Source organism: Aeromonas sp. 97A, from assembly GCF_051919185.1.
Classification (GTDB): domain Bacteria; phylum Pseudomonadota; class Gammaproteobacteria; order Enterobacterales; family Aeromonadaceae; genus Aeromonas; species Aeromonas veronii.
Genome location: NZ_JBQBFF010000001.1, coordinates 1,185,575 through 1,210,449, shown reverse-complemented (window position 1 = coordinate 1,210,449; position 24,875 = coordinate 1,185,575). Strand labels below are relative to the sequence as shown.

The following is a 24,875-nucleotide window of genomic DNA, read 5'->3' as shown; positions in this document are numbered from 1 at the left end:
CACTCTATCAGGGGCCGGATGCCCCTGTGGGTCAGTACGCATGATTACAGGCTGATCACGGTACCGGTCTTGCCAGCGATCCCCTCGGCGGCCTTCTCCAGCAAGGTGATCAGGGATTTTCGTCCCGGCATGGAGGTCGCGAACGAGAGCGCGGCCTCCACCTTGGGCAGCATGGAGCCCTTGGCAAACTGCCCCTGTGCAATAAAGCTGTTGGCATCGGCGACGCTCAGCTGATCAAGCCACTGCACCTCGGGCTTGCCGAAGTTGATGGCGACTTTCTCTACCGCGGTAAGGATGATCAGCATGTCGGCGTCGATAAGCTCCGCCAGCTTGGCACTGGCCCAATCCTTGTCGATCACCGCACTGGCACCGCGCAGGTGATTGCCCTCGCGCAGCACCGGAATGCCGCCGCCACCGACGGTGATCACCACCTGACCGGCAGCCAGCATGGCAGAGACGGTCTCCTTCTCGATGATATCTACGGGTTTGGGGGATGCCACTACCCGGCGATAGCCGCGACCGGCATCCTCTTTGAGCCGCTCCCCCTTGGCCATCAATGCTTCGGCCTCCTCCTTGCTGAAGAAACCGCCGATGGGTTTGCTCGGGTCGAGGAAGGCGGGATCGTTTTTATCCACCTCCACCTGGGTCACCAGAGTGGCTACCGGCTTGTGGATGCCGCGTTCCAGCAGAGCTTCGCGCAGGGCGTTTTGCAGGTCATAACCGATATAACCCTGACTCAGGGCCACGCAGACCGACATGGGCAGATGGGGCGCCTTGGAGTCATGACGGGCCGCCACCTCGAACGCCTGCTGGATCATCCCTACCTGCGGGCCGTTGCCGTGGGTCACCACCACTTCATGCCCCTGAGCGATCAGGTCGGCAATGGTGCCCGCCGTGCTCTGCACCGCCTTCATCTGCTCGGGCAGGTTGTTGCCCAGCGCATTGCCACCAAGGGCCAGTACGATTCTCTGTTTCATCTTGTTATCTCCAGTGATGGGACAAGCCGGCGCGATACCGGCCCACCTTTCGTTGTTCACATAACCTTGCTGATTTGCGTGTTTCGAACGAATTGTCAGCCTGCAGCCACGGGGCAAGGCAAGTGCAGATCCGGCGCCAACGCCGGATCAAAGGGCGCTCTGGCCAGAAAGCGGCCATGACCACGCCGCCCCAGAAACTCGCCATCGCGAGCGACTATCTCGCCACGGCTCAGGGTCATTCTGATCCGGCCGGGACAGCGCATCCCCTCATAGGGGCTGTAGTCGCCGTTGTCATGCAGCAGTGGGTGAGAAATCAGGGTGTCACCGCGGGGATCCATGATCACCAGATCGGCGTCAGACCCCGCTTGCAGGTTGCCTTTGCGCGGCCAGAGGCCAAACAGGCGCGCCGGGTTGGTGCTGGTGAGGGCCACAAAGCGCGATGGCGAGATGCGCCCACCGAGCACCCCGTGGGCAAACAGCAGCAGCATCCGGTTCTCGACGCCCGGCAAGCCGTTGGGGCAGCGGCTGAAATCGCCCCCCGAGAGGGTCATGCGCTGGGCGTGGGAGAAGTTACAGTGATCGGTCGCCACCGTATCGATGTCGCCCGCAGCGATGCCGACCCACAGCTTGTCCTGCTCGCGGCGCGAGCGCAGCGGCGGGCTCAGCAGATAGTCGACCCCGTTCTCCTTGTAATAACACTGCTCATCGAGCAGCAGATATTGCGGGCAGGTCTCCACCCAGACCGGTTGGCCCTGCCGACGCGCCAGCTTCAGATACTCCAGCCCCAGTCCGTTGGAGAGGTGGACGATATAGAGCGGCGCATTGCCCGCGAGCCCCGCCAGGTTGATCATCCGGGCGATCGCCTCCGCCTCGCACTCCAGCGGGCGACTTTGCGGGTGATACCAGGGCTCATGGTGACCGGCGGCCAATAGGGCCGCCCGGCGCGCCGCGATGGCGGCATCATTCTCGGGATGGACGGTGGCAAGCGCCCCCACCTCTTTGAGGCGGGCCAAGGCACGCAGCACGTCATGGTCCCCCAGCTTGTACTGGTAGGTGAGATAGAGCTTGAAGCTGCTGATCCCCTCCTCCTGCACCATGGCGGCCATCTCATTAAGGATGGCGTCATCCACATGCTGGATCACGCCGTGAAAGCTGTAGTCGATCACCGCCTGATCGGCGGCGTAATCGTGATAGCGGGCCAGCTGGTGATGCAGATTGCACCCCGCCGGGCCAAATCCCATGTGGTCGATGATGGTGGTGGTGCCACCACAGGCGGCGGCACGGGTACCGCTGAAAAAGTCATCGCAACTGCGGGCAATCCCGACATCGATGTTGAAGTGGGTGTGGACATCGATGCCACCCGGCATCACATAGCAGCCGCTGGCATCGATCACCTCGGTTTCGCCATCGGGCTGGATATCGGCGGCACGGGCGCGGATCACCCCGTTTTCGATCAGCAGATCCTGACGATATTCACCCTGCGCATCGACCAACACACCGTTTTTGATCAGCCGTTTCATCCCCACCACCTCGAACATCACTTCAAACAGCAAAACCCCGCCTCAACACAGACGGGGCACTTGCCACACTTGCGACAGCCGGGCGGCGATGGCAGTCACCACCCGGCAGCCCCCTTACTTGTCCAGCTCGGCCAGATAGAGCATGGGGATCACGGCGTACATGGCGGCGCACTTGACCAGATGCTCTTTCCAGGTCTTCTCGTTCGGCGCGTGGGCTTCCGGCTCTTTACCCGGGCCAAAACCGATGACCGGAATACCGTGGCGCCCCATGATGGAGACCCCGTTGGTCGAGAAGGTCCACTTGTCTACCACCGGCTCCTTGTTGAACAGCTCGCGATAAGCCTTGGAGAGGGTTTTGACGGTGATGTGATCCTCTTCCACCTTCCAGGTCGGGAAGTAGCACTCGGTCGGATAGACCAGACCGGTGTAAGCCGGACGGTCGTACTGGTACATGGAGACCTCGGCACCGGCGGCTTGTACCGCTGGCAGGGCGCGGATCTCATCCAGCGCACCTTGCCAGGTCTCGCCCCAGGTCAGACGACGGTCGATGGAGACGGCGCAGCTATCCGCCACGGCGCAGCGGCTCGGCGAAGTGAAGAAGATCTCGGAGACGGTCAGGGTACCCTTGCCGAGGAAGTCGTCATGACCGAGGTTGTGGCTGAGCTCCTGCAATTCGCCGAGGATCGGGCCCATCTTGAAGATGGCGTTGTCACCGCGCTCCGGCGCGGAGCCGTGGCAGCTGACGCCCTGCACCTCGACGCGGATCTCCATCCGGCCACGCTGGCCACGATAGATCTGGCAGTCGGTGGGCTCGGTACTGACCACGAACTCGGGACGGATCTTGCTCTGCTCGATGATGTACTGCCAGCAGAGGCCATCGCAGTCCTCTTCCTGCACGGTGCCGGTCACCAGCAGGGTGTACTCGTCTTCCAGTCCCAGATCCTTGATGATCTTGCCCGCATAGACCATGGAGGCCATGCCCCCTTCCTGATCGGATGCACCGCGGCCGCCGATGATCTCGTGATCTTCCATCCCCTCATAGGGGTCAAAAGTCCAGTTGGCGCGGTTGCCGACACCGACGGTATCGATGTGGGCATCCATGGCGATCAGGTGCGGACCGTGGCCGATATAGCCCAGCACGTTGCCCATGGGGTCGATCTCGACCTTGTCAAAGCCAACCTTCTCCATCTCCTGCTTGATGCGCAGCACGACGCGCTCTTCATCGCAGCTCTCGCTCGGGATGGCGATCATGTCGCGCAGGAACTGACTCATCTCGGCCTTGTACTGGTAGGCCTTCTCCAACACCATTTCAAACGGAATTTGCTTGCTCATTGTGATTCTCCATAACAACTGAGAGTGCGCAGCCTGTTCGTCGGCAGCGCCCTGTGCCCGTTACCGCGCCCCGTTGGCGAGGCGCGATCAATGCTTCAATTCGTGTCTCTGCTCTCGCAGGGATTACTCACAGCCGGGGTTAATCGCAGGCAGGATGTTTGCCTTCCCACACCACTTCCCGGTAGTGCTTCACATCGGTGTCCCCTTCGGTGTTGATGATGAGTACCACCGAGTTGCTATCCAGCCCCAGACGTTCCATCAGCGCCGCGCGATCCGGGTGGTGACGCACTGCCGCCAGTACGCCGGTACCGACCGAGCCGGACTCACCGGAGATGATGCGGGGGTCATTGCCAAGAGGGTTGCCAAGCACTCTCATGCCCAGTGCCGACACCTTGTCGTGACAGGAGATGAACTGGGTGGTGCAGCCCCTGAGCAGCGGCCAGCCAAGCGGGTTGGGCTCACCGCAGGCGAGACCGGCCATGATGGTGCGCATGTCTCCCCCCACGTTGACCATCTCCCCCGCCACGCCGGAGCGATAGATGCAGTCGGCCTGATCCGGCTCGACCACGATACTGTGCAGGTTTTTCGCCCCGAAGCAGTCCACCAGATAACCGAGCACGCCGCCCGCCAGCGCCCCTACCCCGGCCTGCAGCAGCACGTGGGTGGGCTGCTTGATGCCCATATCCTGCATCTGCTCGACCGCTTCGTCGGCCAGGGTGGAGTAACCCTGCATGATCCAGGTCGGGATCTTGGTGTAACCCTCCCAGGCGGTGTCCTGCACTATGTGCCAACCGCGCTCTTCGGCCATCTTCATGGTCAGGCGCACGGTATCGTCGTAGTTCATGTCGGTGACGATGCACTCGGCACCGAGATTGAGAATGTGGTCAACCCGCTCCTGGGCAGAGCCCTTGGGCATGTAGACCACCGCATGCTGACCCACCTGCTTGGCGGCCCAGGCGACGCCACGACCGTGGTTGCCATCTGTGGTGGTGGCGAAGGTCATCGGCTCCTTGATGGTGCGTTTGATGAGATCGAAGGAGAAATCCTCGACTGCCACCCCGTATTTTTCACAGAGCAGGTTGGCGATGGCGTAGACGCCACCCAGCATTTTGAAGGCATTGAGACCAAAGCGTTTTGACTCATCCTTGACCAGAATATTTTTTACCCCGATATAGGCGGCCAGAGCTTTCAGGTCGCACAGGGGTGTCGGTTCATAACCGGCCAGTTTTTTATGAAAGGCGCGGGCCTTTTGTGCTTCGGCGCGAGAAAACAGGGGAGATGGTTCACCGGTAAAAAAACGGTTATCGGCAATATCCATCTTCAGAGAAAATTGGGACATGCGTACCTCATCCAGATTATGGGGTCGGGAGCCATCTCACCGAGAAATCCGATATTCAGATACCACGGGGAGAAAACTCACGACAATTCCGCTGTTGTTGCAGGCAGGGGAATGATTACCCCTGCCCTTTCTTTTATTTATTTCAGCCAACGCTACTTATTTAACCCGCTTCTGGGCCTCTTTCAGCAGCGTTTCGAGGGTCTCTCCCGGGGCGGAGAATTTACGAGCCATGATCATGGCGGCGATAATATAGGGCTTCCAGCTCGCCTCTTTATAAGTGGAGATACGATATTTCTCGAATACCCCTTCGGTAACTTCGCCCTCTTTACAGGAGACACCGGAAATATCGGCCGGCAGGCAGTGCATATAGAGCGCTTCGCCACCCTTGGTGAGCTTCATCATCTCTTCGGTGCAGTGCCAATCCTTGTGCTTGGCGTTCTGCTCAAGGCAGTGTTTCTCCAGATCTTTGAGGCCGGCGTGGTCATTGGCGCGCAGCAACTCGGTGCGCTGCTCCATCACCTTGTAGGGGGCCCAGGACTTGGGATAGACGATGTCGGCATCCTTGAACGCCTCTTCCATGGAGGTGACCTGACGGAAGCTGCCGCCGGAGGCCTTGGCGTTCTCCTTGGCCACTTCGATCACATCCGGGATCAGGTCATACCCCTCCGGGTGGGCCAGGGTCACGTCCATACCGAAACGGGTCATCAGGCCGATGATGCCCTGCGGCACGGAGAGCGGCTTGCCGTAGCTCGGGGAGTAAGCCCAGGTCATCGCAATCTTCTTGCCCTTGAGGTTTTCCAGGCTGCCGAAGTGCTCCTGCAACCAGGCCAGATCAGCCATGGACTGGGTCGGGTGATCAATGTCGCACTGCAGGTTGACCAGCGCCGGACGCTGGGGCAGCACCCCCTTCTCGAACCCTTCATCCAGCGCGGCGCCCACCTCGCGCATGTAGGCGTTACCGGCGCCCAGATACATGTCATCGCGGATCCCGATGGCATCGGCGCAAAACGAGATCATATTGGCGGTTTCACGGACGGTTTCGCCATGGGCGATCTGGGATTTGCCCTCATCCAGATCCTGCTGGGCCAGACCGAGCAGATTCAGCGCAGAGGCGTAAGAGAAGCGGGTTCGGGTGGAGTTATCGCGGAAAACCGAGATACCGAGCCCGCTGTTAAACAGTTTGGTGCAGATATTTTCGGCGCGCAGGGTCTTGAGGGATTCGGCCAGTTTCAATACCAGCTCCAACTCCTGAGGCGTTTGCTCCCAGGTCAGCAGAAAATCTTTTTCATGCAGGTTGGATTTGAGTGCTCTGATCTCTTTGATTAATTCGTTAACTGCTTTCATCGTTCGCCCCAATCATTGGATGAGATATGGATAGCTCCCCTTTCACTCACGATGTCACCAGCATCCCGGTTGTGGGTGAGCGCGTCGGTTAGCGTCGATATGAGGCAATCAATAACCGTGCCAAACCAATAAAATGCAGGCAGATATTAATAGATGGCGAAAGTGTGTGATGCCACCCACAAAATCAGCGGCTATTTAAGCGGTTTATTCAATAAAAAGGTGAGCAGATCAGCCAAACCATAAAATAGCAAGGTGATAATAATCAGAGGCGATATCTCGGCGTCGGTGAGAATTATCATCAAAGGTCAGTATCAGGGGCTGAAATGATATCAGCGGGGTTGCCGTTATCATTATGATAATGCCCGCAACACCTTTTCTCTTGGAATGATCTCTCCAGCGTTGACACTGCTGCTATCTCGCCTCCCCTGCGCTCCCCGCCCGAATCACCTCTCACCATATCTTCCGGCCACATCGCTGGGCGCGGTTGGCCCAAGGTGCTAACGTGAATACGCCAGCTGCGCATCTGTCTCGGATGCTCAGGATAGGCCGACGTTCACTGCCGCAACTGCGCGGATGAACCTGCATGACTTACATCTTTGAGGGATTATCTATGTCCAGGAATGCTGCTCTGCTCATCACCCTGACCCTGCTCGGGCTCACCCCTGCCCACGCCATCAGCGCCAAATATGCCGAGCAACTGGAGCGATCCGGCTGCACCCAGGTCACCGAGGCGCAGGGCTGTGACATTCACAAAACCAAAGCGGAAAATGCCAAGGCGGGATTTGGCACGGCCGCCCCGGCCGCGGAGGGCGGTCTGAATCTGAGCAATGAGCAGAAGCTGGAGCGCTCGGGCTGCACTCAGGTGAGCGAACTCAATGGCTGCGATATCAACAAGACCAAGGCTGAGAACGCGGCTACCGGTGTTGGCAATGCTCCGGCCGCGGCAACCAGCGGCAGCCCCTATGCGGGCAACTGGATCGCCACCTTCCCCCAAACCGGCGCCACCGTGGCCAATATCCGCATCGATGGCAAGGATCAGGTGTGGGTCAACGACAAGAAGGTCAATGCCAAGAAATCCGATGGCGCACTGGTGTTCAAGGATGGCATGGTCATCTACACCATTCAGGGGGATCGCCGCATCAAGGGTGAAGATGGCTGGGTCGATAATGATGCCGGCACCAAGGGGCCCATCAACGCCAAGTAAGCAGCTGACCACGAAATGACGGGGAGCACAGGCTCCCCGTTTCACCCCTGATTGCCCATATCTTCCAATGACCAGCTCCGCCAGTGAGGGGCCAGCATCAAAACCTCCTGCTCCAGCCAAGTCCCGTCTGTGATCAGTTTATCGAGCCAGGGAACATCTGCCGACGTGCCATGACCATCAACCTGCTCAGCCTGCTTCGTCACACGCCAGGGCACCTTGCCGCTGTCCGTTACAAAGGTGCGAACAGGGCGGGCATAGTGCTCCAGATAAGGTTGCAGCTCACAGGGAAGCCAGAGCATGGCCGGTCGATTTAGCTCGCGCGCCAGCTCGATGGCAATGTCGATACCCCGTTGATCGAGATCGCCAAAATGGGCCCACTGCACGCCCGCAGGCAGCAGCGGGATCAGCTGTTTGGCCAGGGTAGTATTGCGACCGGGGGCAAAGAGCAGCAGTTGCCCGGGTTGCAGCGGGTAGTCGACAAAGGCACCCTTGTTCTCCACCGTAATGACAAGCTCCCCTTGCCAGCCGATGGCCGCCAGCGTGCCCAGAGTCCGCTCCGGCAACGCCAACTCTCCCAGCAGCGCCATCATTGCCGTCATATCGTGCTGTTGACCTTGCCGATCGACCAGTGAGAGCGGTTCGAGGGTGCGGATGCGGATCACCTCATCTTGCGTGAGCGACAAGTTCGCAAGCTGTGGCGCTGCAAGGGATGCTGATCGCGGATGCTTGCTGTCCCCATGCCAGAGGGCATAAATGCAGGCCTGATTGAGCTGTGGAGGCAAACTCATCCCAAGGCTTCGCAGCTGCTTATGCTTGTCCGGTTTGGGGGGCGCTGCCCGAGCCAGTTGTCCGGTCAGATAAGCCCGCCCCGCGTCGGTCAACGCATAATGAGCACCTCGGCCAACCGGCTTGATCCCGGCCACTGCCTGCAACAGATGCTTCAACTCGCGGCCATGCCGACTCTCAAGGGAGCAGCCCTTTCCGTTCTGGCTATCGAGCAACCGTGCACACAAATCCTGTACCCGCATCTCATCAAACAGCGACATCCTCACCTCTCCATGTGGCTTCATATGACGAAGTAGAGGTGATTTTCCCTGTCATTACCGTGACCGGCTTCGCAAGCGGTTCTTATCAGCCCCGCCATGCATGGCCCGTTACTGGTAAACCCGCTACAAAGGGCGCAAGCTGGTTTGATATAGAGATACGCTGCGCTCTTCGCGGCACGACAACGCGACACCCGCTTTCACAAGGGCTTGCCATGACCGACGCCACAGACCCCTCGCCATCCTCTTCCTGGTATCTTTCGGATATCCGCGAGCTAGCGCACCTGCTGACTCTGGCGCTGCCCGCCGCGGTAGAGATCACCGAAGCGGTACATCAGGCGGTACTGAGTGGTATGGGGCTCAAGGGACGGGATGAGGGAAAAACAGCCGGGATCACCGGGCTGGTCTACAAGGGGGTACATGGCGCCGCCAACAACCTAAGCAGCGGCATCAACCAACTGCTCAGCCGCCTGCCAGCCACACCGCCGCTCCACCAGATCCCCGAGACCCCGAAACGTGCGGCCCTGATCGCCACACTCAACGGCGTGTTGGGGGACAAGCTGGTCGAGCACCACAATGCCCTCGCCACCCCCATGACCCTGCGCTATCAGGGCAAGCCCCTCGATTGGCAGGCGATGCCGGAGGATCTACCCCGCGAGGGACGGGTGCTGCTGATGATCCATGGCCTCTGCATGAACGATCTGCAGTGGCAGACCGAGCATCAAGGCAAACCGGTCAATCACGGAGAGCAACTTGCCAACGCGCTTGGCTATCAGCCTCTTTACCTGCGCTACAACTCGGGCTTACCCATTGCACAAAACGGACAGGCGCTGGCCCTGCTGCTGGAGCAGTTGCTCGCCCACTGGCCGGGAGAGCTCAAAGAGATAACGATAATGGGCTACAGCATGGGGGGACTGGTTGCCCGCAGCGCCTGCCACCATGCCAGCCAGACCGGGCTCACCTGGCCTGCGCACCTTGCCAACCTGATATTTCTCGGCACACCACACCACGGCGCACCGCTCGAACATGCCGGTCACTGGCTGGAGCAGTTGCTGCCCGCTACCGCCTACAGCGAACCCTTCGTCAGGCTGGCACGGCTGCGCAGTGCTGGCATCAGGGATCTACGCCACGGCAAGGTGAGCGATGAAGTGGCCCAACCCGACCCTGCCGCGCCCTTGCGCGATCCCCGCGTCCCACTCCCCTTGCCCGGTGGTGTCAACTGCTATGCCATCGCCGCGACCACTGCCGCCAAGCGCAGCCTGCTGGCCGACCGGCTGATTGGCGATGGACTGGTGCCGCTACGCAGCGCCCTCGGTCAGCACAACGAAGCGCGCCATCAGCTGGCTTTTCTTCCTGCCCATACCCTGATTGTCTATCGCACCAGCCATATGGCCCTGCTGGCCAGCCCGCAGGTTGGCCAGCAACTGCTGCGCTGGCTCAGCCCCTTGCAGCCATAACACTGGCTATTAAAGCAACAGAATGCTGGTTCACAAAGGAGCCCTGTGGCACTCTGGGACGTCAAAGGGAAGACCCACACTGACATCTGATGTGTCCCCACTGCAAAGGAGCGCCACCGATGGCCAAAGCAAGCAAGAAAGAGATCAAAAAGAAGATCGCCGCTCGTCTTGAGAAAATTGCCAAGCATGAAGGCAAGATCAAGAAGCTGAAGAAGGCCCTGAAGTAGGGCCCATCGCATAAGAAAAACCGCCAATAGGCGGTTTTTTCATCCCCCTTTCGCCCCTTTACCATCGTTTTGATACCAATGGCCTTGATGTAAACGCCTCAAGCACACCTTCGCAGAACACCCCGACTGAAGCCACGCACGTTCTCATCACCGCTATTTGGTCTAACAGCGCCAATCGGGCGCCGCGCGCGCCCATGCCAGCAACTACCTTCAACGGAGTGTTTGATATGAGCCAGCAGTGGAGCGCCATATGTACTCTTACACCCTCACCTTCAAGGAAGATGTCGATCGCCTGACCGCCCCCGAGCAGGAGATCACCTTGCAAAGCCCTGCCCAGGCGGGGGATTTTATTATCCTCTCCGACGGCAGCCGCCATCAGGTGATGTTTGTCACCCACCGCGCCCACTACAGCAGCGTCTATCTCGATAAAGGGGTCAGGGTGCCGCAGAGTTAGTGGCTATCGCCTTCAATTGATGGGGCTGAGTGAAATATTCACGCTGTTGACATAATAATCATCGTATCATGTCAATGTTCCTTTATCTCTATCACGATATATCTGAGGAAGCGCGATGAAAAAATACAACATTGTCTTGTATCAAATTCAATTTATTTAGCCACGAAAAAGCAAATCATACCTCACAAAAACGAACCACCATCACTCAATATCATTGACCACATCCTTGGTCCGTTATAACAATTACTTTGCTGAACATATTTATTCGCAAGTCATTATTAGTGATGGAGTTATCACAATGAATAAAGTTATCTTACCCATAGCATTAATTACCTGTGCCACGCTCGCTCACGCAGAGTCCAGCACTATTATCAACGGTCTGGATTTTGGTCCATTAGCTCAGTTGGCTGGCACATGGAAAAGCACCGATGCTGGTGGTGTAGATGTAGCACCCGGCCAGGAGGGTAGCAAAGTTGGCAAAGGGGGGCCAGCAGTGGAACCCTTTTACGAAGTCATTACTTTTGAACCGGCTGCCGATGCTAAAAATGCCAGCGAACAATATCTGGTAGCCATGTATTACAAACAGGAAGTATTCAGAAAAAGCGATAATGGGAAATTTCATGACCAACGCGGCTATCTGATTTATGACAAGACTAATCAGCTTGTTTACAACTCATACTGTATACCCCGTGCAGTCTGTGTGGTCACTGAAGGCAAAGCGGGTAACAAAATCGAGTTCAAGACGGGCAAGCGCGGTATTGCGGAAAGCAATTATATGACCATTAATGATTCCACCACGGATTTCTCGATGACTCTGGACTTCTCAGAGAAAGATCTCCTCAAATACAGTCAAACCACCAACCTGATGGTGTATGGCAAGCCATTCGCACACTCCGATAGTGCATCCCTGACCAGAACCAATTGATGTTTCATAGCCAAGGTATTCATTACCTTGGCTTTTTTATATTCGTCGATAGTCTATCATGATGGCATCCCTATCCCACTCGGGATTGAGCACACCGGCATACCAGAGTGTCAGAATGACATCCATCTGATTGTTATGCTTCACAACCTTGCCGCTCTTACAGGCCGAGATCACCTCCAGCCATAACTGCTCGGGATTAATCGGTTTGGTAATATCCTTGTGTGACAATAAATCAATGGCAGCCAACACATATGCTCTGGTTTTGGTAGCAGCTACATAATGAACTGGCATGATGCAACTGATACAACCAAGACTGCAAAGAGTCAAAAAAGTTACCTTTGGATTATTTTTGATTTTTCCTGTACTGATATCACCACCAAATGCTTCAGCAATAGCCATATCCCAGGCGGTGGCATGCCCATAATTATTCTGCACCATCAGATGAACAGCTCTCAGCGCTGCACCACCATATTTACCATAGATAATCATCACTAATCCCTCCGTTTGCCCCATAGTAAGGCCGAACAGGCGAGATAAGCTAAAATAAATATCAATCACGATCATCGATTTTTTCCATTGATAACAAATCAATTTTTAGCTGCATTAAATATTGATCCATGTCAATGTTATATCTTTATCTACCGAAAGGCTGACTGGTCGATGTCAGCCTTCCAATATCATTCATCAACATCCATTTTCGTGTATAAACGGGTTCACCCAGCCTAGAGCACCTCTATTTTTACTTTGATAATCCCGTCGCGAATATTGCCGATGGTGCTAAAAGCCGATTTGGAGAGATCGATAATACGCCCGCTTTTAAAGGCGCCACGATCATTGACCTTGACCACTACGCTCTTGCCGTTGGCGAGGTTGGTCACCCGCACCATGGAGCCAAAGGGCAATTCCATATGGGCGGCGCTATTGAGGTTGTTGCGATAGAGCTCGCCGCTGGCGGTCTTTTTACCGTGATAGCGGTCGGCATAATAGCTGGCATAACCGGTCTCGCTATAGCCGCGCCAGCTGCCGCCGTGGCTCTCGTCATAGCGGCTGCTACAGGCTGCCAGCAGCAGGCAGACAAACAACAGCCCCCCTTTGCAGGCCGATTGCACCACTCCCTCTCTCCCGATGCCGCGCATCTACTTCTCCTCGCTCACCTTGCCGGATAGATAGCCCGGCTGATCATCTCGCGTCGCAGTAACGGGGAGATTCTCCCCATACCGGCAAGCCACCGCAATGTAGGCGGCCCCTTGCCATCATGGCGCCCAGCCCTGTTGCCAACGCAGTGGTCACCGCGATTGTTGCAATAAACACAGGCTTTAAATCACCACTGTTGCACCCAAGAGACAATCAAGGGGCCACTTTTCTGCTCTCGTTTGCCAACAAGCGCACGCAAACACCCTCCGATCTGCGTCCGCAACGCAGCACAACAAGAGGGATACTTATTAACCAGAACCGGGCAAGCCCGTTCATCCGCTGCCTTATCCCATCGCAGGCTGCGCCGCTACTTTGCCATATTTTTCCAATAAAAAGGGAGGCGAATGCCTCCCTTTTCTCCAGCTATTTGCCCATCAGAGTCAGGCGATCAGCTTGTCGTCGGCGAAGCCGAAGCCGCGCAGACCCACCACATGCACGTGCTCGTGCTTGCCCTGCACCTTGCGGATGAGCTTGTAGGTGGTGCCCTTCTCCGGGCTGATGTTCTCCGGCGCCGCGATAAGCAGCTGCATATCCTGACGCTCGCACAGTTCGAACAGGGTGGCGATGGATTTGCCATCCAGACGGGCCGCTTCGTCGAGGAACAGCAGACGGCAGGGGGCGATATCCTTGCCGCGCAGACGGCGGGACTCCTCCTCCCAGCTGATCAGCACCATCAGCAGGATGGCCTGACCGGTACCGATCGCCTCACCGGTAGAGAGCGCACCGCTCTCGGCACGCAGCCAGCCATCGGCCCCGCGCTGCACCTCGATCTCCAGCTCCAGATAGTTGCGATAGTCGAGCAGCACGTCGCCCATCACCTGATAGCTGCGATCCCCCTGCTCGATCTGCGGGTTCAGGCGCTGGAACAGCTTGGCCATCGCCTCGGAGAAGCTGAGCTCCTTGTCGGCGAACAGATCGTTGTGCATGGCGGTTTGATCGGCCAGCGCCGTCAGCAGACGGGTGTGGGCCTCGCGGATATTGACGTTGAGGCGCACCCCGCGCACCAGACCGAAGGCGATGTTCTGCAAGCCCTGGTTGAGCACCCGGATGCGGTTCTGCTCGCGGCGGATGATGTTGGTGATCTTGGCCGCCACCTCGTGAGAGGAGAGCGACAGATGGGTTTCCCGCTGCTTGAGCTCGTCTGCCAGACGCGCCAGCTCGATCTCCATCTCCTCGATCGCCTCAACCGGATCATCGGAGCGGATGATGTCGTTGCGGATGCGATCCTTGAGGTAACGGTAGACCTGCACGTAGAAGGCGACTTTCTGCTCGGTGCTGCGGTTGCCCTCGGAGAGACGCAGCGCATCGCGCAGGGCCTCGTCGTGGGCCACCGCCACCCGCAGGGCGCCGAGGGCCTTGTCCGACATGGAACGCAGCTCGTCGCCGTCGAGGTACGCCAGCTCGCGCTTGTTGAGGCGCTTCTCGACATCGGTCTCCCGCGCCAGGCGCACCACCCGTGACCAACTTGCCTTGTGACCCACCAGAGATTTACGGGCGCTGTAGTAATCCTTGCCTTCCAGCTTGAGACGGCCGCCAAGGGATTCGATCTCGCGCTTGGTGACCTGCAACTGGGCCTCGGCGCTGGTGCGACGGGAACGGGTACGGATCAGCAGCTCTTCAATCTCTTTCTTGTGAGCGCGCGCCTTCTCTTCCATGTCGTCAGAGAGGGTCAGGCCCATGGCCGCCAGCTCCTGCTCGAACTCGGTCAGGGTCTGGCGCTTAGCCTCGACGCTGGAGTTCAGCGCGGTGCGCAACTGCAACGCCTCGGTGTGACGCTGGGCAATCTGCTTGTGCTGCTCGCCAGCGGTGCGGGCAGCCAGCTCAGCAGCTTTCAGCTTCTCTTTGAGTCGCTCGCTCATTTCAGACGCCTTGCCCAGCAGGTCTTGCGCATCCTGATAGGCAAAGTGCGGCAGACGGGCCACCAGCTGATCGAGGGCATAGCAACGGCGCTTCTGCGCGGCCAGCAGGTCGCTCACCTCATCGTAAGCCGCCTGCAGGGCGGCAAGATCCTGCGGATCCTGACGCAGCACTTGCACCATGGTTTCCAGCTTTTCCAGCGACTTGCCGTGTTTGGCGATAAAGGCTTCGGCCTGTTTCAGCGCTTCCACATCGGCATGAGCCGCCTCGAGGCGGGCCGCCAGTTCAGTTTCGGCAAACAGGTGGGCAAAGGGCAGCATCCCCTGCACCAGCTGGATATGGCGGGTCAGCTGGGCGGCGGCCGCTTTGGCATCACTCAGCTGCTTGTCGCACTCACCGATGGCACCTTGCAGCGCGCGCAGCTCGGCCTGTTTGGCCTGCACTTCGGCTTCGGGGTCGGGGCGGAAGGCGATATCCAGATGCTGGCCGATAAAGTCGCGAAAGTGACCGTAGAGACGGTGATACTTCTGCTGCTCGAAGGCGGCCTTGGCGTAGCCCTCGATCAGACCTTCGCGCTCAAGGTCGAGCTGCTCGATCCGCTTTTCCCGGGCGGCGCGACCAAACAGCGGCAGCTCGGGATAGCGGGAGAAGCGCACCTGACGCTTGCTGGTGCGCACCAGCACGGCGTCTCCCAGCTCGTCCGCTTCCACCAGATCCTCGTCAAAGGAGTCGGGGTTGCCCTGAATCAGGTAGATATCTTCCGGGCAATCTTCCAGCTTTTTCAGCCGCTCGATGGCACCCTCAAGGTCCAGCACCACCAAAGCGCTGCGAGCCGGGCCATAGAGCGCCGAGTAGTAAGGGGCATCGTCGATGGAGATATCGTCATAGACGTCGGAGAGCAGCACGCCCCCTACCTGCTCAGCAATGCGGGCAAGACGGGGATCCGCCTCGCCAGCCCCCAGCTGCAGGTTGCGAATTTGCAGCTCCAGCGCCTGTTTCTGCGCAGCGATCCGATTGCTCTCCTGCTCGAACTCGCGCTCCTTGTCGAGCACAGTCTGCATACCGGCCGAAAGCTCTTCGGCGGTGGCGAGCGGCAAGCCGCTCTGCTCGCGCAACTGCTCGAGCTTTTCAAAGGATTTGAGCCAGCGCGGCGCCAGCTTGGTGAGCTCCGCAATATCGCGACCCAGCTGGGTGCCCTGATGCTCGAGGCTGGCGCGGCGCTGGTTCACCTCGGCCTGCTGCTCGGAAAGCTCCTCCTGACGGGTGCGCTGGGCTTCGAGGAAGATCTCCAGCTCATCGCTGCTGGCAATCAGCTGGCCAGAGGCCTGCTGCAGCTCGTCACGCAGCTTGAAGAGGCTCTTCTGGCTTTCGCTCTCTTTCTCGAGGCGAGCTAGGGCAGCGCGCAGCCCCTGCCCTTGGGCAATGCGGGCCTTGTCTTCGATGTGACGCTTGAGCAGCGCCTGCGCGGTGGGCCAGGCGGCCTCACGCACTGTTTCCGGAGCGATGCTGAGCAGCAGCGCCAGCGCCGCTTCATGCTCGGCCACCGCCGCCTTGGCCAGCGCCAGCTGCTGCTCGGCCCCCAGCACCCGGCTGGTGAGGCTCTGCTCGGCGGAGCGGAACTGGTGCAGGGTGTCGCTCGCCTGTTCGGCGGTCAGCCCCGGCAGCTCGCACTGCTCGCGGGCAGCATCGAGGGCCTGCACCGCCTGACGATATTGGATGGCGCGGGTCTGCTGGATATCGAGCGCCTGCTGGTAGTCGGCCAGCTGGGTCTTGAGGCTGTCGACTTCTGCCTGTGCCAGCTCCTTGCGCTCTTCCACTTCCAGCAGTTGGCCGTGGATCTCCTCCACCACCGCTTGCTGCTGCTCGAGTTTGTCAGAGAGATCCGCCAGATCGGCGCGATACATCTCGATCTTCTTCTGCAAGCTGACAGCCGCCATCACCTTGGCCAGATGCTCGGAGGCAGACTCCAGCTCGTCGGTCAGCAATTTTTCGCGGTTGGTGAGCTGCTCCACCTCGTCCGCCAGATAGATAGCGCGCTGCTTCTCTTCGGCCAGAATGCGGCGCTTGTCCGCCAGCTCCTGGCGCGCCTTGAGGGCCAGCTCGGAGAGACGGCTCTTTTCGGCGGCGTTACGCACATAGTCGGCGGCCACATAATGGGTGGTCTCGGTGATCAGGTTCTTGAACAGATCCCGCTGACCCTGGGTTTCCTTGATGGCCTCCAGCGTGCGGCGGTTTTCGTAGATGGCCGCCTCCATGTCTGCAAACGCCTTGCGCACCCCGGAGTTCTCCGGCAGCAAGTATTCGCGCAGGGAACGGCTGATGGACGAGGAGATGCCGCCGTAGAGGGAGGCTTCGATCAGGCGATAGAACTTGCCGCGATCTTTTTGATCACGCAGCTTCTTCGGGGTGATGCCGAACTCGAACATGAAGTTGTGATAGTCGGTCACCGTATTGAATTTGGCGACTTTCAGCGCCCCAAGCTCGGCGGCCGCCCCTTTCAGGTCGGTAAAGGCGCGTACCCGCCCCTTGCCGCCATCGAGCTTCTCCAGCAGCAGATCGGTCGGTGCCAGATTCTCCGGCACATCCACCAGCGCGAACGGGGTGATGTTGACCTTGTTGTCACGGTTGGCCACCTGCTCGAGGTGCACGCCGACCCAGATCCGCTGTTCGCGGCTGTTCATCACTTCCAAAAGCGAATAGCAGTGGCCGCGCTGCAGCTTGCCGTAGAGCCCCTTGTCACGGGAGGCGCTGCTGGAGCCCGCTTCCGTGGTATTGCGGAAGTGAAGCAGTGACTGGTCGGGGATGAGCGCCGCGATAAAGGCCGCCATGGTGGTGGACTTGCCCGCGCCGTTGCCGCCGGAAAGGGTAGTGACCAGCTGGTCGAGATCAAAGGTCCGGGCAAAGAAGCCGTTCCAATTGACCATGGTCAGAGATTTGAACTTGCCTCGCACCGGTTATACCTCCAGATCCAGTTGTTCTTCATCGAGATCCGCCTCGATGTCATCAAAGAGCGAGTCGCTGCTCGGCATTTCGTCGTCGTGGAAGATGGCTTCACCCTCCTGGATCATCCGCAGCTGGACGGCGCGCGGATCTTCATCGGAGCGTACGTCGGCGGCGAAACGGAACACCGATTCGTTGACCCGGAATTTATCCCCGTTGCCAAGGGCGGTGATCATGCCAAGGCGGCGCAGACGGCGCATGGAGGTACGGATCTTTTCGAGCAACTTCTTCTTGTCGAGATCGGTACCGCCGGAGCGGCTGTTGACCATCCGCAGCAGCTGCTTCTCGTCGGCGAGGCTCAGCACCTCTTCTTGCAGCTCGGCCATGGCGAATACCCCTTCCGAGGCCAGACGATCCGGGCTCAGGTAGAGGTAGCAGAGCACCTTGCCCACCAGCATATCGAGCTCGGAGAGCACAGTGGTGCCGATGTCGGAGCTCGGGCGCGGGCGCAGGTAGAAGAAGCCTTCCGGCGCCTTGATCAGCTCCACCTGATAGCGGCCGTAGAAGATCTCCAGCTCGCTGTGATATTCGACCAACGCCGAATGCTGCTCGAACTCGTCGGCACTGATGTGGCGACCGGAGCGCAAGGCGGTGTCGATGCGCGGAAACAAGGGGTTGGCAATCGCCTCTGCAAGGCGCAGCGGCAAGGGAAACTCAGTATTGATCAATGACATAGGCCTGAACCTTGGATCCAGCTTGGTTAATGGGTTTCCATGCGGGTTGGCGATGCAGCTCGCGCTCGCCGCTGGCATGGCCCAGGCGCACGGCCTGGTCGATCAGAAGACGCGCCACATCGAAGTGGGCATGAGCCGGATAGTCCAGCAGGTATTCGCGCAGCACATCGGCCAGATCCAGCTGCTGGCCCTGCTCGGGGTAGCGGGCCAGATAGCGCTCGATGCGCTCGGCCAGCTCCTGGTTGATGTCTACCATCTCGACGTACTCCATCTCGAGGGGCACCTCACCGGTCACCTCCTCGTCGTGGATGGCGATGGTCTCGTCGCGCAGCTCCAGCAGACGGGGCTCTTCGGCCACCCGCAGTTGCCAGTTGTGCTGCTCGAAGTTGCGGATGGACTCGCGCAGCCGCTGGCTGAAGGCGCGGTTCTTGTCCATATCGATGGCGTTGCGGATAAATTTGTGGACGTGTCTGTCGTAGCGGGACCAGAGCTCGATGCACTGCTGACCCCAGCTGGTGATGACGTCAAGACGACCTTGCAAGGCGTGAGTCAGCTCCTCGACGTGGAACAGATCGTCGCGCCCCTGCGCCGCTTCCTGAATGTTGAGCAGCCCCGCCTGCAGGCGGTGGCCAGCAGCGTCCAAAGTATCTTGCAGCTCGCGCAGGGTCTGGCCGGTCTCGTGCAGCAGCTTTTCGCAGCTGTGAATGGCATCGACCCAGTTCTGGGTCAGCAGGGCCGCGATCTCGCTTTTGACCTGATTCTGCTGCTCATCCATGGCGCGCTGGGTGAGATCGATACGTCCCAGGGTCTCTTCCAGCGAGAAGGTGAGGCGCGGCAGCACCTCGGCATCCCACTGCTCGCGGGTGTTGGTTTCAAGCGCCGCCTTGCGGGCTGTGTCGAGCTCGGCAGCCAGGTGTTCGAGCAGAATTGAGAGCTTGATGGAGTCAACCTGACGCTGATCCATAAAGAAGTCGACGATGCTCACACCCAGGCGCGACAGGCGGTAGAGGCTCTCCCCCGCCACCATGTCGGTGTTGAAACGCGACAGCAGTTGTTGGCGAATAAGATCGTTGATGGCGTTGTTGGCGCGACCGGTGAGGGTCTCGTCCATCTGGCCGAAGGCGCTGCTGACATAGCCAAAGGCGTCGTGCAGCGCCGCCTCCGACAGATCCGACTCATCTTCGGACAGGGTCTTGATTGCAATCAGAAAGGCCAGCCGGTCGGTCGGCAGGCTCAACGCCAACCCCTCCTGCCTGACCCACCCTACTAGCTCCGGCAAAGAACGCTCTGGCAGGGTACGGGATGTACTCATCATGATGTTGTCATCTCGTTGTTGTATTGGGCGCAAAATCGTGCGCGCGGCTACATCCGGTAGCATCGAAAACATGGTTCACATCGACGTGAACAGCGAGCAATCAGCTGGTCGGCTTCTGGGCCATCACATGGATATAGCGACCGAGGGAGACAAAAGGCTCCTGACGGCAATATTGCTGCTCCATGGCCAGCAGATCGTCGAACTTCTCCACCTGATCCTGCTTGTGACGCATATAGTCGTGGATCACCCGCACCCCGGTCTTGCCGATGATGCGCAGCCCCCCGCGACCAATCCAGTCATAGACCTGCTCCGGCAGCTGGGGATTGGTGGGCGTAAGCGCTGTCTGGCGCTTCTTGCGAAGACCAAGGCGCACATAGTCAAAATTGCCCACCACCAGGCTCTGGAACAGCAAACCATGACGGTTGTAGAAAAGCAGCGACAGTATGCCCCCGGCATTGACGAAAGGGAACAGACCCAGCAAGGTCTGGCGCGGCTCGGCAAGCCACTCCAGCACCGCATGGCAGAGCACCAGATCAAAGGTCCCGGTCACGTGTTGCTTCAGATCCTGGATGGGGCAATGGATGAGACGGATTTTGTCTTCCAGCCCCTTCTCAGCGATCTGGCTGCGGGCCAGTTCCAGCATTTCTGCTGACAGATCGCACAGCTCCACCTGATGGCCCATGGCCGCCAACTTCTGGGCGAAATAGCCAAAACCGCCCCCCGCATCGAGGATGCGCAGCGGTCGGTTGCCAAGGCGGGCCAAGCAGGCTTCGATGTCGCTCCAGACAATGGTGGTGCGGATGCGCCCCTTGGTGGAGTCGTAAATGTTGCGGGCGAACTTGTCGGCGCGCCCGTCAAAACTCTGATCGTGCTTCAAGGAGAAACTCAACATTAGCGCCACAGGGTTGTGGCCATCCCAAAAAAGAGAGGTATTCTGTCACATCCCGAATTTGCTGAAAACTCAAGGAAGTGTCTGCCGTGTTTGTGCTCAAAAAGTGGCTGGGTCAACTGTTGATGCCGCTCCCCTTCTCCCTCTCCCTGCTGCTGGTCGCCCTGCTGCTGCTCTGGTTCACCCGATTTCAGAAAACCGGCAAGCTGCTGGCCACTCTCTCGCTGCTCATTGTGGCGCTGATGGGAATGCGACCGATGAGCTATGAACTGGCCCGCGGGCTGGAGCAGACCTACCCACCGTTCGAGGTGAGCCAGCATCCCAACGTCGAGGCGATCGTGGTGCTCGGCAATGGCCATGTCAGCGACCCGGCGGTGCCGATGCGCAGTTGGCAGAACAATATCTCGCTGGCACGGACTCTCGAAGGGGTTCGCCTCGCCCAGGCCTATCCCGACGCCGAGCTGGTGTTCTCCGGCTATGTGTCGGGGGATACCCTCTCCAATGCCGAGGTCAATGCCCGGATGGCCGAGAGCCTTGGCATTCCCCGTTCGCGGATGACGTTGTTTGAAAACAACAAAGACACTCATGATGAAGCGGTCAGTATCAGCCGCCATCTGAAAGAAAAAGAGGTGGCGCTGGTCAGTTCGGCCACTCATTTGCCGCGCGCCATGGCCCTCTATCAGGGTCAGGGACTCAAGGCCGTGCCGGCCCCCACCGACTACACCGCCAAGCAGAGCCAGGTGGCCCAGCCCCTCTACAGTTATTTACCCAAAGGGCGTTATCTGATGTATTCCGAAGCTGCCATCCACGAATGGATTGGGGTATGGTGGGCTCGCTTGCGGGGGCAGGTTAACGAATGAGCGATCAAGCGTTTCATTCCTGATTTGGATCAGGAAAGCGAAAAAAAATTACGTCATTTGCCGCCGGGTCAGCTATCTTGGGCTCGGTTCAATTCATATAATGTCGCGCAATCAAATGCCTAGGAGATATACAAGATGAGACAGCACCTGGTAATGGGTAACTGGAAACTGAACGGCACCAAGGCTTCTGTAGAAGCTCTGATCAAAGGACTGACCCCGGCTGCTGCCGCTCATCCTTCTGTGCAAGTCGCCGTCTGCCCGCCGGTTATCTTTTTGGGTCTGGTTGAGCAACTGACCGCTGGCAGCAAGATTGCCTACGGTGCCCAGAACGCTGACGTTCACGAGTCTGGCGCCTTCACCGGCGAAAACGCCCCCTCCATGCTGAAAGCCTTTGGTTGCACCTACTCTCTGGTCGGCCACAGCGAGCGTCGTACCCTGCACGCAGAGACCGACGACGTGGTTGCAGCCAAGTACGAAGCGATCCAGAAAGGCGGCCTGATCCCGGTTCTGTGCATCGGTGAAACTCTGGAGCAGTTCGAAGCCGGCGTGACCAAGAACGTGGTTGAGACCCAGCTGAAAGCTGTTATCGACCGTTGCGGCATCGCCTCCTTCAACAACGCCGTTATCGCTTACGAGCCGGTATGGGCCATCGGTACTGGCAAGACTGCCACTCCGGAGATCGCTCAGTCCGTTCACGCTCACATCCGTCAATACCTGGCCGGTTTTGATGCCGCCGTTGCTGCCAAAGTACAGATCCTGTACGGCGGTTCCGTCACTGGCGCCACTGCTGCCGACCTGTTCGGTCAGCCGGACATCGACGGTGGCCTGGTCGGTGGTGCGTCCCTGAAAGTGGACGACTTCTCCCAGATCATCGCTGGCGCTGCCAAGTAATCGTTGATTACGGCAAAGAGAGGGGCTCGTCCCCTCTCTTGTATCGCTTTTCCTATGGTGGCCCCCGCATCCCATATGAAAGCCGATATAGTAAAAGTGGCTTGTCTATTTAAACATTCGTATTTGACAACTCAGATCCAGAGGCACTCATGACCAAACAAATCAAACGTATTGGTGTTTTGACCAGTGGTGGCGACGCACCCGGTATGAACGCAGCCATTCGCGCCGTGGTTCGCGCCGGTTTGCATCATGGCCTGGAAGTTTACGGTATTTATGATGGCTACCTCGGCCTGCACCAGGATCGCATCGTCAAGCTGGAGCGTCACAGCGTTTCCGACGTGGTGAACCGTGGTGGTACTTTCCTCGGCTCCGCCCGTTTCCCTGCTTTCAAAGACCCCGCAGTGCGCGCCGAAGCGATCGAAAACCTGAAAAAACACGGTATCGATGCGCTGGTCGTCATCGGTGGTGACGGCTCCTACATGGGTGCCAAGAAGCTGACCGAAGAGGGTTTCCCCTGCATCGGCCTGCCGGGCACTATCGACAACGACATCGCCGGTACCGACTTCACCATCGGTTTTGATACTGCTCTGAACGTGGTGGTTGACGCCATCGACCGTCTGCGCGACACCTGCAGCTCCCATCACCGTATCTCCGTGGTCGAGATCATGGGCCGCCACTGTGGCGATCTGGCCATGTCTGCCGCCGTTGCCGGTGGTGCCGAATATGTGATCGTGCCGGAAGTAGCCTTCGACAAAGAGAAGCTGCTCAAGCAGATCAAGGAAGGTGAAGCCAAGGGCAAGAAGCACGCCATCATCACTATCTGTGAACATGTAACCGACGTGAACGCGCTGGCCAAGGACATCGAAGCCCTGACCGGTCGTGAAACCCGCGCTACCATCCTGGGCCACATCCAGCGTGGCGGTGCCCCGACTGCTCGTGACCGCATCATGTCCAGCCGTATGGGTGCTTACGCCGTTGAGCAGCTGCTGGCTGGTCACGGTGGTCGCTGCGTCGGTATCCAGCGCAACGAGCTGGTCCACCACGACATTATCGACTGCATCGAGAACATGAAGCGTCCGTTCGATCAGGAGCTGTACAACCTCTCCACCACCCTGTTCTAAGCCACGCGGCTTTTTACCGCCTGTTGATGACAAAAACCCTCCATCGGAGGGTTTTTTAATATCTTACACAAACGGGTGCATCGGTACGCTGTGTGCCCCTCACCATACGGGTTGTCTGATTCCCTACCCTTGCGCCATCTGACAGATCACTAGCCTTCCCCTCCTCACAGCAATCGGCATCAGCTTACGAACAGAGTTCCGGTATCGTCGTGGATGTTTTATCACTGCGCACCGGATTGCGTTGACCTGCGCTCTGGCGCCCCTGAAACCAGCTTGTTCAGCCTCCTCGTCATACGCCACTTTTTATATCTCAATCTTGCAGAAGGGATTCAGATATCTTCCCCAACCATGCTCCGGCGCAGTTCTCGTATTGCACTCACATGACTCACGCAGATGCACCGGCCACGCGGATCGCTACTCGCGCCCAGCCCAGCCCAGCCCAGCCCAGCCCAGCCCAGCCCAGCCCAGCCAGAGAATACGCCTGTGGCCTATTGCGCACCTCACTCTTGCTGCGGCCATGTCTATTCCGAGGCCGACGGGAAAATTGGCGGTGATAAAACAGCCAGCTGCCACTCTGTATCCCCCCGATGCACGGCTCTCATCCCTATGAACCCAGTGTATTGCTGTATAAATGCGGAGACTCTGGACTGATAAAGTGATGGTGCGACAAGGGCTGGCAACCAGATTGCCTCCATAGACTTCTTTTGGATGGGCTATCTACGTCAGGAATCGTCAAATCATTGCCTTGCACACTTTTTATGGCCTTAATGACACTATTACGAGGGTGAAAACTTATAAAGCGTCATTTGAGCCACACACAAAACCCACCACCAAACCAACCAACAGCTCATTAACCAATTGAATTTAAATGAAATAACCATAAAAACAGAATCTTGAATGCTAACCCCGCCAGATGAGGTGATAAAATCAGCTCAATATGACAAAAATGGCCATTTCAACAAACCGAAGACACAAAACAGCTGTTTTATCAATTCACACCTTGTTTTACCCCCTTGTTATGGTATCTTGACTACATCAACCAACAACTTAGGGAGAGAAAAATGAAAGAGTTTGTCGTTACTGCCGTTTTCACGGTGTTTTTCACCCTGGTTGCTGTCTCTCTGCCCTCACTGTCACAGTTCTGAGCCGGATAGAGAGGCATCAATCCGGACCGACCCTCTTTGCCATGTCTGTTTAATCGCCATCAACTGGTGCTTTTCAGTAATAATGCCGAGATGGTCAACATAGATAT

General features: G+C 58.2%; 19 protein-coding genes. 7 read left to right on the top strand and 12 right to left on the bottom strand.

Annotation, left to right across the window (positions count from 1 at the left end):
• Positions 1-44 precede the first annotated feature (44 nt).
• From arcC to ygeW, 5 genes are all read right to left on the bottom strand, one after another.
• A complete protein-coding gene (arcC, locus tag ACTG27_RS05500) occupies positions 45-977 on the bottom strand; it encodes a carbamate kinase (RefSeq protein WP_439979247.1) in 933 nt (310 codons plus the stop codon).
• A gap of 95 nt (positions 978-1,072) precedes the next feature.
• Entirely contained in the window at positions 1,073-2,497 is a 1,425-nt protein-coding gene (gene hydA / locus ACTG27_RS05495) for a dihydropyrimidinase (RefSeq protein ID WP_439980498.1), read from the bottom strand.
• Between the two features lie 114 nt (positions 2,498-2,611).
• Positions 2,612-3,829 (bottom strand): YgeY family selenium metabolism-linked hydrolase, encoded by a 1,218-nt coding sequence (locus tag ACTG27_RS05490; RefSeq protein WP_164536767.1) that lies wholly within the window; start codon positions 3,827-3,829, stop codon positions 2,612-2,614.
• 139 nt (positions 3,830-3,968) lie between these two features.
• A complete protein-coding gene (gene dpaL, locus ACTG27_RS05485; RefSeq protein ID WP_439979246.1) occupies positions 3,969-5,168 on the bottom strand; it encodes a diaminopropionate ammonia-lyase in 1,200 nt (399 codons plus the stop codon).
• A gap of 156 nt (positions 5,169-5,324) precedes the next feature.
• A complete protein-coding gene (gene ygeW / locus ACTG27_RS05480; protein WP_439979245.1) occupies positions 5,325-6,512 on the bottom strand; it encodes a knotted carbamoyltransferase YgeW in 1,188 nt (395 codons plus the stop codon).
• Between the two features lie 610 nt (positions 6,513-7,122).
• Here ygeW and ACTG27_RS05475 point away from each other — a divergent pair.
• Positions 7,123-7,716 (top strand): hypothetical protein, encoded by a 594-nt coding sequence (locus tag ACTG27_RS05475; protein ID WP_439979244.1) that lies wholly within the window; start codon positions 7,123-7,125, stop codon positions 7,714-7,716.
• Positions 7,717-7,757: 41 nt separating this feature from the next.
• On the opposite strand, the gene ACTG27_RS05470 is transcribed toward ACTG27_RS05475, so the two are convergent.
• On the bottom strand, positions 7,758-8,762 hold the full coding sequence (locus ACTG27_RS05470; protein WP_439979243.1) for a Wadjet anti-phage system protein JetD domain-containing protein: 1,005 nt from the start codon (positions 8,760-8,762) through the stop codon (positions 7,758-7,760).
• Positions 8,763-8,974: 212 nt separating this feature from the next.
• On the opposite strand from ACTG27_RS05470, the gene ACTG27_RS05465 reads away from it, so the two are divergent.
• The 3 genes from ACTG27_RS05465 (at position 8,975) to ACTG27_RS05455 (ending at position 11,822) form a co-directional block, all read left to right on the top strand.
• Entirely contained in the window at positions 8,975-10,216 is a 1,242-nt protein-coding gene (locus tag ACTG27_RS05465; protein ID WP_042080841.1) for an esterase/lipase family protein, read from the top strand.
• A gap of 477 nt (positions 10,217-10,693) precedes the next feature.
• A complete protein-coding gene (locus ACTG27_RS05460; RefSeq protein ID WP_439979242.1) occupies positions 10,694-10,897 on the top strand; it encodes a hypothetical protein in 204 nt (67 codons plus the stop codon).
• A gap of 298 nt (positions 10,898-11,195) precedes the next feature.
• Entirely contained in the window at positions 11,196-11,822 is a 627-nt protein-coding gene (locus tag ACTG27_RS05455; protein ID WP_042055942.1) for a heme-binding beta-barrel domain-containing protein, read from the top strand.
• A gap of 36 nt (positions 11,823-11,858) precedes the next feature.
• Here ACTG27_RS05455 and ACTG27_RS05450 read toward each other — a convergent pair whose 3' ends face one another.
• The 6 genes from ACTG27_RS05450 to cmoM all read right to left on the bottom strand — a co-directional run bounded on the left by ACTG27_RS05450 (position 11,859) and on the right by cmoM (position 20,739).
• Positions 11,859-12,386 (bottom strand): DUF6979 family protein, encoded by a 528-nt coding sequence (locus tag ACTG27_RS05450; RefSeq protein WP_439979241.1) that lies wholly within the window; start codon positions 12,384-12,386, stop codon positions 11,859-11,861.
• Positions 12,387-12,544: 158 nt separating this feature from the next.
• A complete protein-coding gene (locus tag ACTG27_RS05445) occupies positions 12,545-12,958 on the bottom strand; it encodes a septal ring lytic transglycosylase RlpA family protein (protein WP_252657331.1) in 414 nt (137 codons plus the stop codon).
• 438 nt (positions 12,959-13,396) lie between these two features.
• Complete coding sequence (mukB, locus tag ACTG27_RS05440; RefSeq protein ID WP_439979240.1) at positions 13,397-17,824, bottom strand: chromosome partition protein MukB; 4,428 nt, start codon at positions 17,822-17,824, stop codon at positions 13,397-13,399.
• A 3-nt stretch (positions 17,825-17,827) separates the two neighbouring features.
• Entirely contained in the window at positions 17,828-18,547 is a 720-nt protein-coding gene (gene mukE / locus ACTG27_RS05435; protein ID WP_005345759.1) for a chromosome partition protein MukE, read from the bottom strand.
• On the bottom strand, positions 18,528-19,862 hold the full coding sequence (mukF, locus tag ACTG27_RS05430) for a chromosome partition protein MukF (protein ID WP_005345760.1): 1,335 nt from the start codon (positions 19,860-19,862) through the stop codon (positions 18,528-18,530). Before mukF ends, mukE begins: the two co-directional genes overlap by 20 nt.
• Before the next feature lie 100 nt (positions 19,863-19,962).
• Complete coding sequence (gene cmoM, locus ACTG27_RS05425; protein WP_227273728.1) at positions 19,963-20,739, bottom strand: tRNA uridine 5-oxyacetic acid(34) methyltransferase CmoM; 777 nt, start codon at positions 20,737-20,739, stop codon at positions 19,963-19,965.
• Positions 20,740-20,840: 101 nt separating this feature from the next.
• Here cmoM and elyC point away from each other — a divergent pair, with 101 nt between their 5' ends.
• The 3 genes from elyC to pfkA all read left to right on the top strand — a co-directional run bounded on the left by elyC (position 20,841) and on the right by pfkA (position 23,623).
• Positions 20,841-21,611 carry an envelope biogenesis factor ElyC gene (gene elyC / locus ACTG27_RS05420; RefSeq protein WP_439979239.1) on the top strand — a complete coding sequence of 257 codons (771 nt, stop codon included), beginning with the start codon at positions 20,841-20,843 and terminating at the stop codon, positions 21,609-21,611.
• Between the two features lie 135 nt (positions 21,612-21,746).
• A complete protein-coding gene (tpiA, locus tag ACTG27_RS05415) occupies positions 21,747-22,502 on the top strand; it encodes a triose-phosphate isomerase (RefSeq protein ID WP_047440675.1) in 756 nt (251 codons plus the stop codon).
• Positions 22,503-22,651: 149 nt separating this feature from the next.
• Positions 22,652-23,623 carry a 6-phosphofructokinase gene (pfkA, locus tag ACTG27_RS05410; protein ID WP_005336840.1) on the top strand — a complete coding sequence of 324 codons (972 nt, stop codon included), beginning with the start codon at positions 22,652-22,654 and terminating at the stop codon, positions 23,621-23,623.
• Positions 23,624-24,875 lie beyond the last annotated feature (1,252 nt).

Excerpts from the sequence above, each read along its gene's own strand:
- mukF (WP_005345760.1), bottom strand. The coding sequence starts at position 19,862 with ATGATGAGTACATCCCGTACCCTGCCAGAGCGTTCTTTGCCGGAGCTA.
- ACTG27_RS05470 (WP_439979243.1), bottom strand. The coding sequence starts at position 8,762 with ATGTCGCTGTTTGATGAGATGCGGGTACAGGATTTGTGTGCACGGTTG.
- mukE (WP_005345759.1), bottom strand. The coding sequence starts at position 18,547 with ATGTCATTGATCAATACTGAGTTTCCCTTGCCGCTGCGCCTTGCAGAG.
- ygeW (WP_439979245.1), bottom strand. The coding sequence starts at position 6,512 with ATGAAAGCAGTTAACGAATTAATCAAAGAGATCAGAGCACTCAAATCC.
- ACTG27_RS05460 (WP_439979242.1), top strand. The coding sequence starts at position 10,694 with ATGTACTCTTACACCCTCACCTTCAAGGAAGATGTCGATCGCCTGACC.
- ACTG27_RS05445 (WP_252657331.1), bottom strand. The coding sequence starts at position 12,958 with ATGCGCGGCATCGGGAGAGAGGGAGTGGTGCAATCGGCCTGCAAAGGG.
- ACTG27_RS05475 (WP_439979244.1), top strand. The coding sequence starts at position 7,123 with ATGTCCAGGAATGCTGCTCTGCTCATCACCCTGACCCTGCTCGGGCTC.
- pfkA (WP_005336840.1), top strand. The coding sequence starts at position 22,652 with ATGACCAAACAAATCAAACGTATTGGTGTTTTGACCAGTGGTGGCGAC.
- dpaL (WP_439979246.1), bottom strand. The coding sequence starts at position 5,168 with ATGTCCCAATTTTCTCTGAAGATGGATATTGCCGATAACCGTTTTTTT.
- ACTG27_RS05465 (WP_042080841.1), top strand. The coding sequence starts at position 8,975 with ATGACCGACGCCACAGACCCCTCGCCATCCTCTTCCTGGTATCTTTCG.
- arcC (WP_439979247.1), bottom strand. The coding sequence starts at position 977 with ATGAAACAGAGAATCGTACTGGCCCTTGGTGGCAATGCGCTGGGCAAC.
- hydA (WP_439980498.1), bottom strand. The coding sequence starts at position 2,497 with ATGAAACGGCTGATCAAAAACGGTGTGTTGGTCGATGCGCAGGGTGAA.
- ACTG27_RS05455 (WP_042055942.1), top strand. The coding sequence starts at position 11,196 with ATGAATAAAGTTATCTTACCCATAGCATTAATTACCTGTGCCACGCTC.
- ACTG27_RS05490 (WP_164536767.1), bottom strand. The coding sequence starts at position 3,829 with ATGAGCAAGCAAATTCCGTTTGAAATGGTGTTGGAGAAGGCCTACCAG.
- ACTG27_RS05450 (WP_439979241.1), bottom strand. The coding sequence starts at position 12,386 with ATGATCGTGATTGATATTTATTTTAGCTTATCTCGCCTGTTCGGCCTT.
- tpiA (WP_047440675.1), top strand. The coding sequence starts at position 21,747 with ATGAGACAGCACCTGGTAATGGGTAACTGGAAACTGAACGGCACCAAG.